Origin of the sequence: Psychrobacter nivimaris (assembly GCF_904846365.1) — a bacterium.
GTDB classification, from domain to species: domain Bacteria; phylum Pseudomonadota; class Gammaproteobacteria; order Pseudomonadales; family Moraxellaceae; genus Psychrobacter; species Psychrobacter nivimaris_B.
Window position 1 is genome coordinate 120909 of record NZ_CAJHAL010000003.1, and the last position, 12841, is coordinate 133749.

At 43.3% G+C, this 12841-nt stretch carries 13 protein-coding genes; 8 read left to right on the top strand and 5 right to left on the bottom strand.

Translation table 11 applies throughout. The annotated features are described in order from the left end of the window. The first annotated feature begins 2 nt into the window (after positions 1–2). The 5 genes from JMX63_RS02530 to JMX63_RS02550 all read left to right on the top strand — a co-directional run bounded on the left by JMX63_RS02530 (position 3) and on the right by JMX63_RS02550 (position 4831). Positions 3–1706 (top strand): SulP family inorganic anion transporter, encoded by a 1704-nt coding sequence (locus JMX63_RS02530; RefSeq protein ID WP_201570684.1) that lies wholly within the window; start codon positions 3–5, stop codon positions 1704–1706. 246 nt (positions 1707–1952) lie between these two features. Continuing rightward, positions 1953–2279 carry a beta-lactamase hydrolase domain-containing protein gene (locus tag JMX63_RS02535; protein WP_057761519.1) on the top strand — a complete coding sequence of 109 codons (327 nt, stop codon included), beginning with the start codon at positions 1953–1955 and terminating at the stop codon, positions 2277–2279. Positions 2280–2346: 67 nt separating this feature from the next. Further along, complete coding sequence (locus JMX63_RS02540) at positions 2347–2679, top strand: TIGR01244 family sulfur transferase (RefSeq protein ID WP_057761521.1); 333 nt, start codon at positions 2347–2349, stop codon at positions 2677–2679. A gap of 375 nt (positions 2680–3054) precedes the next feature. Then, on the top strand, positions 3055–3912 hold the full coding sequence (locus JMX63_RS02545; protein WP_102091848.1) for a bile acid:sodium symporter family protein: 858 nt from the start codon (positions 3055–3057) through the stop codon (positions 3910–3912). Positions 3913–4093: 181 nt separating this feature from the next. Continuing rightward, positions 4094–4831 carry a glutathione S-transferase family protein gene (locus JMX63_RS02550; RefSeq protein WP_102091847.1) on the top strand — a complete coding sequence of 246 codons (738 nt, stop codon included), beginning with the start codon at positions 4094–4096 and terminating at the stop codon, positions 4829–4831. A gap of 77 nt (positions 4832–4908) precedes the next feature. On the opposite strand, the gene JMX63_RS02555 is transcribed toward JMX63_RS02550, so the two are convergent. Then, complete coding sequence (locus JMX63_RS02555) at positions 4909–6357, bottom strand: alanine/glycine:cation symporter family protein (RefSeq protein ID WP_102091846.1); 1449 nt, start codon at positions 6355–6357, stop codon at positions 4909–4911. Positions 6358–6615: 258 nt separating this feature from the next. Further along, the gene (gene ahpF, locus JMX63_RS02560; RefSeq protein ID WP_201570685.1) at positions 6616–8193 is read right to left on the bottom strand and encodes an alkyl hydroperoxide reductase subunit F; all 1578 of its coding nucleotides are present in this window, start codon (positions 8191–8193) and stop codon (positions 6616–6618) included. 439 nt (positions 8194–8632) lie between these two features. On the opposite strand from ahpF, the gene JMX63_RS02565 reads away from it, so the two are divergent. Further along, a complete protein-coding gene (locus JMX63_RS02565; RefSeq protein WP_057761532.1) occupies positions 8633–8881 on the top strand; it encodes a YdcH family protein in 249 nt (82 codons plus the stop codon). 169 nt (positions 8882–9050) lie between these two features. Here JMX63_RS02565 and ahpC read toward each other — a convergent pair whose 3' ends face one another. Next, positions 9051–9617: an alkyl hydroperoxide reductase subunit C gene (gene ahpC / locus JMX63_RS02570; RefSeq protein WP_057761534.1), complete on the bottom strand. Its 567-nt coding sequence runs from the start codon at positions 9615–9617 to the stop codon at positions 9051–9053. Positions 9618–9885: 268 nt separating this feature from the next. Between ahpC and JMX63_RS02575 the strand changes: the two genes are divergently transcribed. Together JMX63_RS02575 and JMX63_RS02580 are read left to right on the top strand one after the other, a co-directional pair. Next, the gene (locus JMX63_RS02575; protein ID WP_102091844.1) at positions 9886–10797 is read left to right on the top strand and encodes a hydrogen peroxide-inducible genes activator; all 912 of its coding nucleotides are present in this window, start codon (positions 9886–9888) and stop codon (positions 10795–10797) included. Between the two features lie 40 nt (positions 10798–10837). Further along, positions 10838–11509 (top strand): HD domain-containing protein, encoded by a 672-nt coding sequence (locus tag JMX63_RS02580; protein ID WP_102091843.1) that lies wholly within the window; start codon positions 10838–10840, stop codon positions 11507–11509. On the opposite strand, the gene JMX63_RS02585 is transcribed toward JMX63_RS02580, so the two are convergent. Together JMX63_RS02585 and JMX63_RS02590 are read right to left on the bottom strand one after the other, a co-directional pair. After that, positions 11487–12089 carry a methyltransferase domain-containing protein gene (locus JMX63_RS02585; protein WP_201570686.1) on the bottom strand — a complete coding sequence of 201 codons (603 nt, stop codon included), beginning with the start codon at positions 12087–12089 and terminating at the stop codon, positions 11487–11489. The genes JMX63_RS02580 and JMX63_RS02585 overlap by 23 nt on opposite strands. Before the next feature lie 204 nt (positions 12090–12293). Then, positions 12294–12827: a M48 family metallopeptidase gene (locus tag JMX63_RS02590; protein WP_320157859.1), complete on the bottom strand. Its 534-nt coding sequence runs from the start codon at positions 12825–12827 to the stop codon at positions 12294–12296. Positions 12828–12841: the final 14 nt, after the last annotated feature.

Genomic DNA, 12841 nt, shown 5'->3' on the forward strand with positions numbered 1-12841 from the left:
ATATGTCCTCTATCGTCGCTCGTCTGATTCCAGCTTGGCTGCGTCAATACCAGCTCTCAGCGTTACCGACTGATCTCGTCGCAGGCATAGTGGTGGGCGTGTTGGTCATACCGCAGAGCCTAGGTTATGCGGTGCTTGCAGGACTGCCGCCTGTCTATGGCCTATATGCAGCGATCGTACCTGTCCTCGTTTATGCGTGGCTCGGCTCTAGCAACGTACAAGCCGTAGGTCCCGTTGCCATCACCGCCATCATGACCGCCAGTGGTCTACTGCCTTATGCTGAGCAAGGCACTGAACAGTACGCACTGATGGCCAGCCTATTGGCACTGATGGTAGGTGCACTGCTATGGATAGCAGGCAGGTTAAAACTTGGCTGGATCATGCAGTTTATCAGTCGCGGTGTGTCCGCAGGATTTGTAAGCGGTGCAGCGGTCCTCATATTTGTCAGTCAGCTCAAATATCTGACCGACATTCCAGTCACTGGCAATAGTTTGATTGGGTATCTATCTACTATGCAGCGCTATGCCAGCCAGCTGCATCCATTGACCTTAGCGATTGGTGTGACCGCATTTACGCTATTGGTTGCCAATCGCTATGCAAGTGAATGGATATGGCAGACGTGGCTATCATCGTCATATGCCAAATGGGCAGAGCGCTTATTCCCGCTTATACTACTCGGTATCGCTATTGTACTCAGTATGGCACTGCATTGGAGCACATATGGTGTAGCGACCATCGGTCGTATTCCACAAGGGCTGCCGAGCTTTACGTTACCGCATATCTCAGACCTACAAGAGGCGCTGAAGCTCTTGCCGACCGCAGGATTGATGGCACTGATCGTATTCGTGTCGAGCAGTTCAGTTGCCAGTACTTATGCTCGCTTGCGTGGTGAGAGTTTTGATGCCAATCGCGAGCTGACTGGACTGGGTCTGGCCAATCTGTCTGGTGGACTGTTCCAAAGTTTTGCAGTTGCGGGTGGCTTTTCGCGTACGGCTATCAATGCCGACTCAGGTGCTAAGACACCACTTGCCAGTCTCGTCACCGTACTGGTAATGATTGCCGCGCTCATAGCCTTCAGCAATGCGCTTGCTCCACTACCCTATGCACTACTGGGCGCAACTATCATGGCCTCTATCATTGGCCTGATAGATATCGCGACGTTGAAATCTGCATGGCAGCGCGATCGCTTAGATGGTGCTAGCTTTTTGGCAGCGTTCGTCGGTGTCCTGATATTTGGGCTAAACACGGGGCTGGTCATTGGTCTAATGGTGTCATTCGCCAGTCTCATCTGGCAGTCGAGTAAGCCGCACGTGGCTGTCGTTGGACAGTTGGGCGGTACAGGACATTTTCGTAATATCAATCGCCATGACGTCGTAACTTTTAACAATTTATTGATGTTACGTATCGATGAGAGTTTGTTCTTTGGTAATAGTGAATCTGTACATCGACGCATCCTCAATGCCATGCAGCAATATCCCGATGCCAATGAAATTATATTGATTATGGCTGCCGTCAACCATATAGATCTGACCGCCCAAGAAATGCTTTGTACCTTAAACCACGAGTTGGCGTTACAAAACAAGCGCTTACACTTTAGCTTTATCAAAGGTCCTGTGATGGACATCATCGGTCACACCCCATTGATTAGCGAGCTATCAGGGCAAGTCTATCTGAGTACTTTAGATGCTGTCGATGCATTAAAATAATCTATATTTTGACCACAACAAAATTGCTGCGACAGCCATAACATTAGTTTTCATTCAACCTCAACTACTATTGTCGCCTACAACACAATATCGCTATGGTAGCGCCTGTGTTATGCTAGACGCACTAAATAGGGAATCAATTAACCTAGAAATCGGCCTAAAAAATGCTGATTTATAGTCCTTTGATATTCTTAGCCCAACCATCAATAATAAATATACTTTAACAAATATAACTGAACCTATTTTATGACCGATGATTTAACGATTTATAAGCAAATATACCCAAGCCAATGCGTTAAGATTGCTGAGCTTGGTTATCGCTCAGTGCTTAATATTCGCCCAGATGCCGAAATTGAGACACAGCCTAATAGCTGCGATTTAGCAACGGCTACCGAACAGGCAAACCTAGCGTATCAGCATCTACCGTTTGATGATGAGCGCCTAAGTATGCTAACGGTCGAGCAGTTTGCCGATTTCTATCACTCCATGCCCAAGCCTATATTGATGTTTTGTGGCACTGGGGCACGCGCCAAGCTACTGTACCAAAGTGCATTGATGCAAGGTCTGTTATAACGATAACCGTCGCTCGAACTAACACGTTTTATAAACCCAACAACACCAATAAAAACAAGGAGCTCTTATGAGCCATGAAGTTAGCTTTACCGGACAAATCACGCCTGACCAAGTGCCTATGATTGCCGAAAATGGTTTCAAAACCATTATCAATAACCGTCCTGACGGTGAAGAGCCAAATCAGCCAACCAGTGCCGAAATCGAAGCAGCAGCCAAAGAAGCTGGACTTGCTTATAAAGAGATTTCTTTTGCAGGTAATGAGCTGAACCAAACTCATGTCGAAACGTTTGCAGATTTCTTTAATCAAGCTGAGCAGCCAATGCTGATTTTTTGCCGCACAGGTAACCGCTCAAACGGTATCTATGAAGCAGCTAAGCAAATGGATTTACTAGACGACTAGTACAGCATGAACAGACTAGACAGTTAGCGTATTTAGCCCACAGAATCTTGTGGGCTTTTTATTGCGCTTATCATTATGCTCAATACGCTCAAAGTGTCATTAATCACAAACAGCCTAATCACCTCCCGATAGCTGTACAGCAACCTCGACCAACCTCAATAGTCACGACAAGTGGGTTACTATACGAGCGTAATACCGCTATTATCATTTGATAGGCTTGATCTAGCTTGGTGGTTAAGACACCTCATTAGCTAGACGATTAAATACCAAAACACATGGAATGTGAGCAGCTGTATAGTGACCAAGGTTGCCCCGCTGCTATTTACTTTCAAAACGCCATCTTGATATGGCATTTAGTTTTACAAGGAATGTTTGATGAATAATACCGCGCTAGCATTACTGCCACTAGCCCTTGCCTACATTATGTTCACTCTAGGAGCAGGGCTAAAACTTAGTGATTTTAAGGTCATTGCCAAATATCCAAAAGCGTTCTGTGTCGGCTTAATCAATCAAGTTGTATTGGTACCGTTGGTTGCGCTAGCAGTCGTGCTAGTGACGGCTCCGCCACCAGCGATTGCTTTTGGGATTATGCTGATTAGCTTTTGCCCCGGCGGCGTCACTAGCAACATGCTGACCTACTATGCCAAAGGAAATGTCGCGCTCTCTATCGCGTTGACCGGTGTGGTCAGCATACTATCGGTCATTACATTGCCTATCTTAATTACGTTGGCTTTTGATCACTTTATGAAAGATCAGGCGAACTCTATTAGCGCGATAAAGATTGGCTTAGTCATGTTCTTATTAACCACATTGCCAGTGTCTCTTGGTATGCTTGCTCGCCACAAATTTACTGACTTTATGGTACGTCGTAGCAGTCTTCTAAACGGCTTGGCCAGCGTGTTTTTTGTACTAATTGTCTTTGCTGCTATTGCCTCTAACTGGCAACTACTACAATCACAGTTCACTCAAATTGGTTTAGAGCTTGTCTTTATCATTGCTATTTTATTTGCTATTAGCATCCTAATCTCTAGAGTACTAAAGCTCAGCTGGTTTGATACCAAAACCATCTCGATAGAAACCAGTATCCAAAATAGCACGACGGCTATTACCTTAGCCCCTATCATCATGGGTGTGAGCACACTACCCGTCATCGCGCTGCCTGCTGCTTTGTACGGTGTGCTGATGTATGTCGTTGCGCTGCCTGTTATTTTCCTAATTAAAAACAAGAACTGATGATAGCGAATGTAATAAATAAAAAGCGTCCTTCTAAATAAGTGCCCGTCTAAATATTGGATGGGCGTTTTTTTGGAATAGGATTTAAATGATAGAAATATGGCTCGGGTTATAGACTGGTCAATACTCAATATTGAGTACATAATAAAATGCTACTGTTATCGCTTAATAGGACTCTATGATGCAAAAACCGCTATTAATTATTGGTAATAAAAACTACTCCTCTTGGTCGCTACGAGCGTGGCTATTGCTCAAAGCATTCAATGTTGATTTTGATGAGCAGCTTATTGAGTTGTTTCATCCATCAGCACGTCCAACGCTTGAAGCGCATTCACCAACAGGTAAAGTACCTATTTTAGTCTATGGTGAAAAAGATAATAAAGTAACCGTTTGGGACACCTTAGCTATTGCTATTCATGTTAATGAGTACTTTACGGATATTGATATTTGGACAGGCAATGATAAATCTAACGCTGAAAAACGTAATAGTAATCAAAGTAGGATAAATAGCGCCTATTGCCAAAGCATCGTGGCTGAGATGCATTCGGGATTGACAGGCATGCGTAACGAGATGCCGATGAATATACGAGCAACGGCTAAGATACAACCAAGTAGTGCTTGCTTAGCAGATATCGCTCGTATCGAAGACATTTTTGCCGATTGTTTAAAAACTCGCTCAGCAGACAGTTTCTTATTCGGAGATTTCACAGCAGCTGATGTGTTTTTTGCTCCAGTGGTGCTACGATTACAGACTTATGCTGATGCGTCCAATATTACTTTGCAGCCACTGACCAAGCAGTATTGCCAAACTATGCTAAATCATCCGTACATACAGGCATGGCAACAATCAGCACTGACAGAAACTCGAACTATTGAAGAAGATGAAGCAGGCGAGATACTGTCTGTCGTTGGCGAATAAATAGTATCTTGCATAAAAAAACCACTTCAGCTTAGCTAAAGTGGTTTTTTGTTTGATAAGACTTCGAGCATAACGTTTTACTGCTTTTGCTCTAATGCCTCTTTTACCGCTTTTTTACCCCATGCGCTCAGATCGAGATCTAACTTTTCATACTCTTTTGCATCGAATAACGGCTCTTTAACCCCTGATTTTAACTGACTTGCAAAGTCGTCAAGTAAACGCTTGGCTCGCGGAAATAACATTATCAAGGCCAATAAGTTTGCTAACGCTAGCACGCCCATCAATGGATCAGCGAAGAAGAATACTGTAGTAGCGGCAGGAGCCACTGCGCCCAAGAATAATATCGCCATCACGACAATTCGTAAAACCAAGGTCGCTTTTTTAATGTTCTTTTTGATCAAGAAATTAATGGCATTTTCACCCATGTAGTAGTTATACATGATAGAACTTAGTGTAAATAACAATAGCGATATAGTCAGAATATACTGCGCCCAGTTCCCAAGCTGAGTCGTTAACGCTTGCTGTGCCAGTACAATACCATCGACTTCAGCACCTGGTTGATATACGCCGCTCAGTAAAATCATAAATGCGGTGGCACTACATACGATTATCGTATCAATAAATACAGATAATGACTGCGAGATACCTTGACTCACAGGATGAGTGGCATAAGCGGTGGCAGCAATATTAGGCGCAGAACCTAGACCTGCTTCATTAGAGAATAAACCACGCTTCATACCTTGCTCAATCGCCACACCAATACCACCGCCCACGACAGACTCAATACCAAATGCATTTTTAACAATCATTACCATCAACGTAGGCAGCTCTGTGACATTGAGCAATATAACAACAAGTGCCATACCAATATAGATTAATGCCATAACAGGAATGACAACGTCGGCGACCTTTGCAATGCGCTGAATACCGCCAAAGACAATGAATCCGCCCGCAATCACCAGTACTACACCCGTTATCCAGCGGTCAATCCCAAAGCTTTCAAGCGCTGAGCCTGCTACCGTGTTGCCCTGGAACGCCACAAATCCGATAGAAAAAGACAGTAGTAGCGAGATCGCATAAATGACGGCAAGCCAGCGATAGTCTTTACCTAACCCATGTAAAATATAGGTCGCAGGGCCACCGCGAAAGTTACCATCAGTGTCTCTACGCTTATAAAGCTGCGCTAAGCTACACTCGACAATACTGGTCATCATGCCAATTAAGGCCACAACCCACATCCAGAATACCGCTCCCGGTCCTCCTAAAGAGATGGCAACCGCAACGCCAGCAATGTTACCGCCGCCCACACGTCCACCGATAGAAACGAGCAACGCCTGACGAGCAGAAATTCCGTCGTCTCCTACTTCATCCGTTTTGAACACACGGAACATACGTTTAAAATATTTAAACTGAGCGAACCTACCTACGATGGTAAATAATAAACCAAAGATAATTAGCATAGGCACGAGCGCCCAGCCCCACGTTAGATCCCCGACTAGGGCAAAAAAAGCTTCAATGTATTCCATGCCTATTTTCCTTATAGTTCATGACGCTATGATAGGTTTTATTGCATACATTATTGCATCAACAACACGAGTTTGTAATGCAAATGTCGAATTTGTAACGTAAATACTGATATTTTCTGAATGAAATCACGTTATTGGCTCACGCAAGTGGCTATTTTCTAATTATCAGGATTTTTTTATATAGACGTATTTATGCGATAGCACAAAAAAACCACCTCAACCGAGGTGGCCTTTTGTACTGAAACTAAACTGAACAGCTTACTGCATGACTAGGTATTCAAAGGCTGACAATGCTGCTTTACTACCTTCACCCATCGCAATGTTAATCTGCTTAAATGGTACGGTGGTTACGTCACCACAAGCAAAGATACCTTTACGATCTGTACGGCAGCGCTCATCGATTTCGATCTCACCAAAGCGGTTTAGATCAACGAAGCCTTTGATGAATCCAGTGTTTGGTACTAAACCAATCTGTACAAACACCCCTGATAAATCACGCTCATGAGTCTCACCTGTGCTGCGATCTTGGTAGACGATAGACGATACTTTACCATCAGTCGCTTTGATCTCTTGCGTCGCTGCACTGGTAATGAACTCAATGTTGGTTTTTTCTTTGGCTTTATTAATCAATACTTGGTCAGCTTTTAGCTCATCAGCGAACTCGAGTACAGTAACGTGATTGACGATACCTGCCAAATCTAATGCTGCTTCAACGCCTGAGTTACCACCGCCGATCACTGAGATGTCTTTACCCTTGAAGAATGGGCCATCACAATGCGCACAGAAAGCCACGCCTTTACCGATATTTTCTTCTTCACCCGGTACACCAAGCTTTCTCCACTGAGCACCTGTTGCTAAGATAATACTACGAGTATTAAAAGTCTCACCAGTATTTAGGTGAATACTGTAGTTCTCTTCTTCAGTCTCGCCAATTTCTTTAACACTCACATGCTCTTTTAATGTAATGTTATATTCGGCCAAGTGCTTGACAAAGTTGGTCGATAAATCTGTACCATTGGTTAGCGGTACTGAAATCAAGTTTTCGATATCTTGCGTGTCTTTTACCTGTCCACCGATACGGTCAGCGACCATCGTAACTTTTAAGCCTTTACGCGCTGTATAAATGGCAGCGGCCACACCTGCAGGGCCAGCACCGATGATAGTGACGTCTTGCTGCTCTAATTGCTCAGCATCATCTTCTACTTCTGACAATAAATCAGGGAACTGCTCTTGCAATTTTCCGATCAATTTAGCGGTGTCGATTAGGCCATTAGCAAATGGTTTACCGTTCAAAAATACAGCTGGTACGCCTTGGATTTTGTTCGCTTCTACTTGCTCTTGGAACAATGCACCATCAATCATCTCATTGCTGATACCATCGTTTAGTAGCGCAAACTGGTTCAATGCTTGAACAACTTCTGGGCAGCTATGGCATGACAATGACACGTAGGTCTGGAACTGTAATGGCTTATTAAAGCGCTTAACTAACTTTTGGATACCTTCATCCAACTTTAGCGTATGACCACCGGCTTGCAGAATCGCCAAAATCAACGACGTAAACTCATGACCACCTGGGATACCGCTGAATACGATACCAGTGTCGTTTGATGCGCCATCAATGTGACTGACTACTTTAAAACTAATCGCACTTGGCAAACTATCGTCAGTTGCTTCTGCATCGAAGTTGATTTTGTCTGTTGTTCCAGCAATCTTGGTCAAAAAATCTACCAATTCTGCACGTTTTGCATGTGTACCATTACCCAATACAAAGGTAATTGGACGTGTCATGTTTTCGCTATAGCTCTTAACGGCATCTAATAAATTCTGATCTATCATGTTTGTTCCTCATTATGACTGAATATGTAACGGCAGCTATCATGCTACACGTCTAAATATAAAATAATTGGTGTTAATAATTTTGTATAAAAGGTTATATATAATGGGCTCTTGCCCTTTGATGTGTCTATTATCAAGCGTTTAGCGAGTTTCGGCAAGCTGAGAAACTCAAACTTTATGTTTTATAAAACCAATCGTTTATTAACTTAAATAATTAAATACAAATACACAAACAAATGATAGTGATGGTACATGGTCTATTTTTTCGCTACAATCGAATGGTATTGATAGCAATATGCATTATCAATATCGTGAAGTAGCTATCTTTATTACCATTAAACTTTCACCCCTTCCAAAAAAAATCTCACCATCATAAGCGTCTTAACCATAACGTGCTTACGCTTATCCTAAGCTTGCACTAAATAACAAGGATGACAACATGACAATGACAGACACATGGCAAGATCACAGTGATATTATCGATGAGCTCAAGCAAAAGGACACGCATTTTGCGAGTATCTTTGACGAGCATACAACTCTAGATAGGCAAATCAATAAGCTTGAAAACGATGTGGTCAAGCATGCCAGTCGCGACGAAGAAATCGAACAGATGAAACGACGAAAGCTACAGCTTAAAGACGAGATTTATAAAACCATTGATAAAAATAAAGCACAGTCTCGCGCTTAATATTGCGTCTATACTTAGAGATATGCTGAAAAATAATACTAACAATATCTATGCTTAAGACGTAAAAAGACCCCATCAACTTATGTTAATGGGGTCTTTATTTGTAGCACTGACTTAAATCAGACGTTTAAGATACAGCGCTACTTTTATCTAAGTATGAAATATCTACTTAGATTTTACCAACTAGGTCAAGACTTGGCTTTAATGTGTCGCCACCTTGTTCCCAAGCTGCTGGGCAAACTTCGCCGTCGTTTTCACGAACATACTGTGCTGCTTTTACTTTGCGTAGCATGTCTTTTGCACTACGGCCGATACCGCCAGCATGGATTTCAGCGACTTGGATCAAGCCATCAGGATCTACTAAGAATGTACCGCGCTCAGCCAAACCTGCTTCTTCAATCATGACGTTAAAGCCACGAGTGATTTTACCAGTAGGATCGCCGATCATTGGGTATTGTACTTTACCGATAGCTTCTGAAGAATCATGCCATGCTTTATGCGTGAAATGCGTGTCAGTAGATACTGAGTATACTTCAACACCAAGGCCTTTTAGCTCGTCATAATGAGCGGCCATGTCTTCTAGCTCAGTTGGGCAAACAAACGTGAAATCAGCTGGGTAAAATAGGAAAATCGCCCAGTTGCCTTTTACGTCTTCTGAAGTGATGGTTTTGAACTCACCGTTTACGTATGCATCTGCTGAAAATTCTGGGATTTCTTGATTGATGATAGACGCCATGGTTGGCTCCTCTATAGTTAAGTAAATTGGAAATTATTTATATGGTTTTTTCAATTAGCCCTCTAGCTCTCTGGGCTACCTGACAAACTATACGCGAATTCTACGGTTAATCCAGTTAAAAGTTTTTAATGTGATGTTTTGTTTTATTAAACTTGTTAAACTATTATCTCTACATTTTATCATTGGTGCTTAATTGGTAATTTGCTACCTTATAAAGGTTGACCAAACATAATAAATTGCATTAAAAACCCACTAACAGAGAGGTTTTATGATTACTTTACGACAACTTGAGTTTGCCCTAGCCGTCGCCAAACATCGTCATTTTAAACGTGCGGCTGAAGATTGCAATATCTCGCAATCTGCACTAAGTTTGGGTATCGCAGAATTAGAAAAACAGCTAGATACTCAGATTTTTGAGCGCAACAATAAACAGGTATTGATTACCCCTATCGGTCAAGACATCCTCACACGGGCGCAGCGAGTGTTTTCTGAGGTCAGCGATTTGACCACGCGTGCTCATAGCCATCAGACGCCGCTTGCCTATCCCATGACTGTCGGTATCATTCCGACGATTGCGCCTTATTTGCTGCCAAAAGTACTGCCTGCGCTGCGTGCACAATATCCAGAGTTCCGTATGACCATCGTCGAACAACAGACAGAGCGTTTGCTTGAACAGGTACGCTACGGTCATATCGACACCGCTATTATTGCGCTACCTTATGCGGTAGATGGGCTACACAGTTTTGAGTTTTGGAGTGAAGACTTCTTTGCTGTATTTCCAAAAGATGACATACATGCCAAGCTTGAGACCATCAATGCTGACGAACTGGCAACTGCCAACCTCATGCTACTTGGTGAAGGACACTGCCTAACTGACCAGACCCTGTCTGTTTGTCATTTCGAACGCGCACAAATGAAATCAAGCTTCTCAGATGCCAGTTTAAACACTTTGATTCAAATGGCACTTGCCAATATGGGCACAACGCTAGTGCCTGAAATGGCGCTCGATCAGCTACACCTGCAAAACCAGAATGCCGTCGCCATACCACTAGCTGAAGAAGGGCCGCATCGCCATATTGCCTTTGTCACCCGCTTAAATTATGCACGTGTCGACGATGTCAGCCTGCTGGGAGATGTATTTAATAAAGCATTTAAAGATGCGGTAGCTAACAAAGAATAATCAAACCATCTTTGCCACGGTCATAGTGAAAAAATGACATATGAAAACTGCCTCAAATAAGCACGATGAGCTTGGCAAGTGCTTTGCACAGCATTTGTCAGCTATGACCAGCGATATCTCGCCAAAGCAAATAAATAGACTTTGGCAAAATATCGTGACGCGCTATGGCGAACCACAACGTGCCTATCATACGCTCGATCATATTGAGCAGTTATTGGTACAGTTTGAAAGTATTAAGCACCATCTGTCTGAGCCGCATATCATTGCATTGGCACTGTACTATCATGATGTGATATACGACCCAACATGCTCCGACAATGAGCTAAAAAGTGCAGAGTTTGCAACAGATACCCTGAGCTCGTATCTAAGCACAAAGCAATGCCAGCAGATCTACGCTCTCATTATGATGACGGCTAATCATCAGATAGATACGTTGGTAGACAGTGACAAATATAACGATGCTGCGTATCTTTTAGATATGGATTTAAGTATCTTGGGCGCGCCGTGGTCTGCATATGAACAGTATGCAAAGGCGATACGCCAAGAATATACGCATGTCGCCGATGACAGCTACCGTGATGGGCGTACTGCAGTGTTACAAGGGTTACTAGCGCATCCCAAACTCTATCTGACTGACCATTACTATAATCAGTTAGAAACGCAAGCTCGAGCTAATATCAAGCATGAGCTTACTTCCCTTGCAGCTTTATAAATAGCTCACTGCCCTGCCGTGCTGGATGTGAATTATAGCTAGGCTCCATAATATCGATATCAAAATGGCTTTGGAAACGCTGCTGATACTCTTCCTTGCTGCCGCCGAATGGTGGTTCTTCTCGTCCAAAATCCGTGTTAAATAACAATCCAACCAGCTTACCTTGTGGCTTTAACAGCCTCGCCATCTGCTGCACGTATTCATCACGTCTCGATGGATTGATCGCGCAAAAAAACGTCTGCTCAAGTATCCAATCAAATTGATGTTGCTCAGCTGACAAGCTAAAAAAATCCGCACAGATCAGGTGTTCAGAAGGAAAACCAGGATAGCGCTCTGCAAACGTCTCAATCGGTGCAGGGGCAAAGTCAACCAGCGTGACATTGGTAAAACCTTGCTCATATAAGTAGCCCACTTCATAAGCATTACCTGCACCTGGCACTAGTATCGCCTGATTTTTTGCACTCTCAGGTAACTGGTCAATATAAGCTTTGAGCGGTGGTGATACCTGCCCCATATCCCAACCGATGCTGTTCTTCTCATAACGCTGTTGCCAAAACTCCGCCTGGTTGACGTTTTCCATATGACATCCCTGTATATAAACTTGTTAATTAAACGACACGATTTGTACCGTTATTTCTTATAATATCAGGCTTATCCAGGTGTGTCCTTATTTTAAAAATGATAATAAAAATAGGACTTGTTGCTCAGCATAATGAATGTTACGCAGATGATATCGAGATATTTATTAGGGCTATTTAGATAGTTAGATACTTAGATGATAGGTTTAGTCCATCTGCCCTGTCTTGCCCGCTAGGGTATTATGCCATTGCAAATAATCTGGCATCGCTGTTGCAACCGTTTGCCAAAACGCTCGGCTATGGTTGGCATGATGCAAGTGGCACAGCTCATGAACGATTACGTATTCGGTGCATTCAATAGGATAGGCAGGAAGATAGACTGATAGCCAAATTCGTTTTGCGCGCGTGTTGCAGCTGCCCCAACGTGTGTGCATTTTTTTTAACCGTATTTCATTGGCGTAAGCGCCAACGATTGACTGCCACTTTTCAAATAGTGCAGGTGCGACTTCGGAGAGTTGTTGCCGATAATAGGCGATTTTTTTATCGGGGCTTAGCGTAAATGATTGCTCCGTACCCCATAATAAAACTGAGTTATTCACAGCTGAAGGGTCAGACGATGTATTCTGTCTACGTCTATACTGTTCTAATACCTGCGGGTGATTTGCAATCGCCCAAGGCACCCGCTTAGCCACAGCATGCAATATTTGTGATGCGCTGACATGCATCGGTGCAGAGACCATCAACGTATGGGGCT

Bases quoted from the DNA above. Each gene is read 5' to 3' on its own strand.
- JMX63_RS02580 (WP_102091843.1), top strand. From the start codon at position 10,838: ATGAAAACTGCCTCAAATAAGCACGATGAGCTTGGCAAGTGCTTTGCA.
- JMX63_RS02530 (WP_201570684.1), top strand. From the start codon at position 3: ATGTCCTCTATCGTCGCTCGTCTGATTCCAGCTTGGCTGCGTCAATAC.
- JMX63_RS02545 (WP_102091848.1), top strand. From the start codon at position 3,055: ATGAATAATACCGCGCTAGCATTACTGCCACTAGCCCTTGCCTACATT.
- JMX63_RS02590 (WP_320157859.1), bottom strand. From the start codon at position 12,827: ATGGTCTCTGCACCGATGCATGTCAGCGCATCACAAATATTGCATGCT.
- JMX63_RS02550 (WP_102091847.1), top strand. From the start codon at position 4,094: ATGCAAAAACCGCTATTAATTATTGGTAATAAAAACTACTCCTCTTGG.
- JMX63_RS02540 (WP_057761521.1), top strand. From the start codon at position 2,347: ATGAGCCATGAAGTTAGCTTTACCGGACAAATCACGCCTGACCAAGTG.
- JMX63_RS02585 (WP_201570686.1), bottom strand. From the start codon at position 12,089: ATGGAAAACGTCAACCAGGCGGAGTTTTGGCAACAGCGTTATGAGAAG.
- JMX63_RS02535 (WP_057761519.1), top strand. From the start codon at position 1,953: ATGACCGATGATTTAACGATTTATAAGCAAATATACCCAAGCCAATGC.
- JMX63_RS02565 (WP_057761532.1), top strand. From the start codon at position 8,633: ATGACAATGACAGACACATGGCAAGATCACAGTGATATTATCGATGAG.
- ahpC (WP_057761534.1), bottom strand. From the start codon at position 9,617: ATGGCGTCTATCATCAATCAAGAAATCCCAGAATTTTCAGCAGATGCA.
- JMX63_RS02575 (WP_102091844.1), top strand. From the start codon at position 9,886: ATGATTACTTTACGACAACTTGAGTTTGCCCTAGCCGTCGCCAAACAT.
- JMX63_RS02555 (WP_102091846.1), bottom strand. From the start codon at position 6,357: ATGGAATACATTGAAGCTTTTTTTGCCCTAGTCGGGGATCTAACGTGG.
- ahpF (WP_201570685.1), bottom strand. From the start codon at position 8,193: ATGATAGATCAGAATTTATTAGATGCCGTTAAGAGCTATAGCGAAAAC.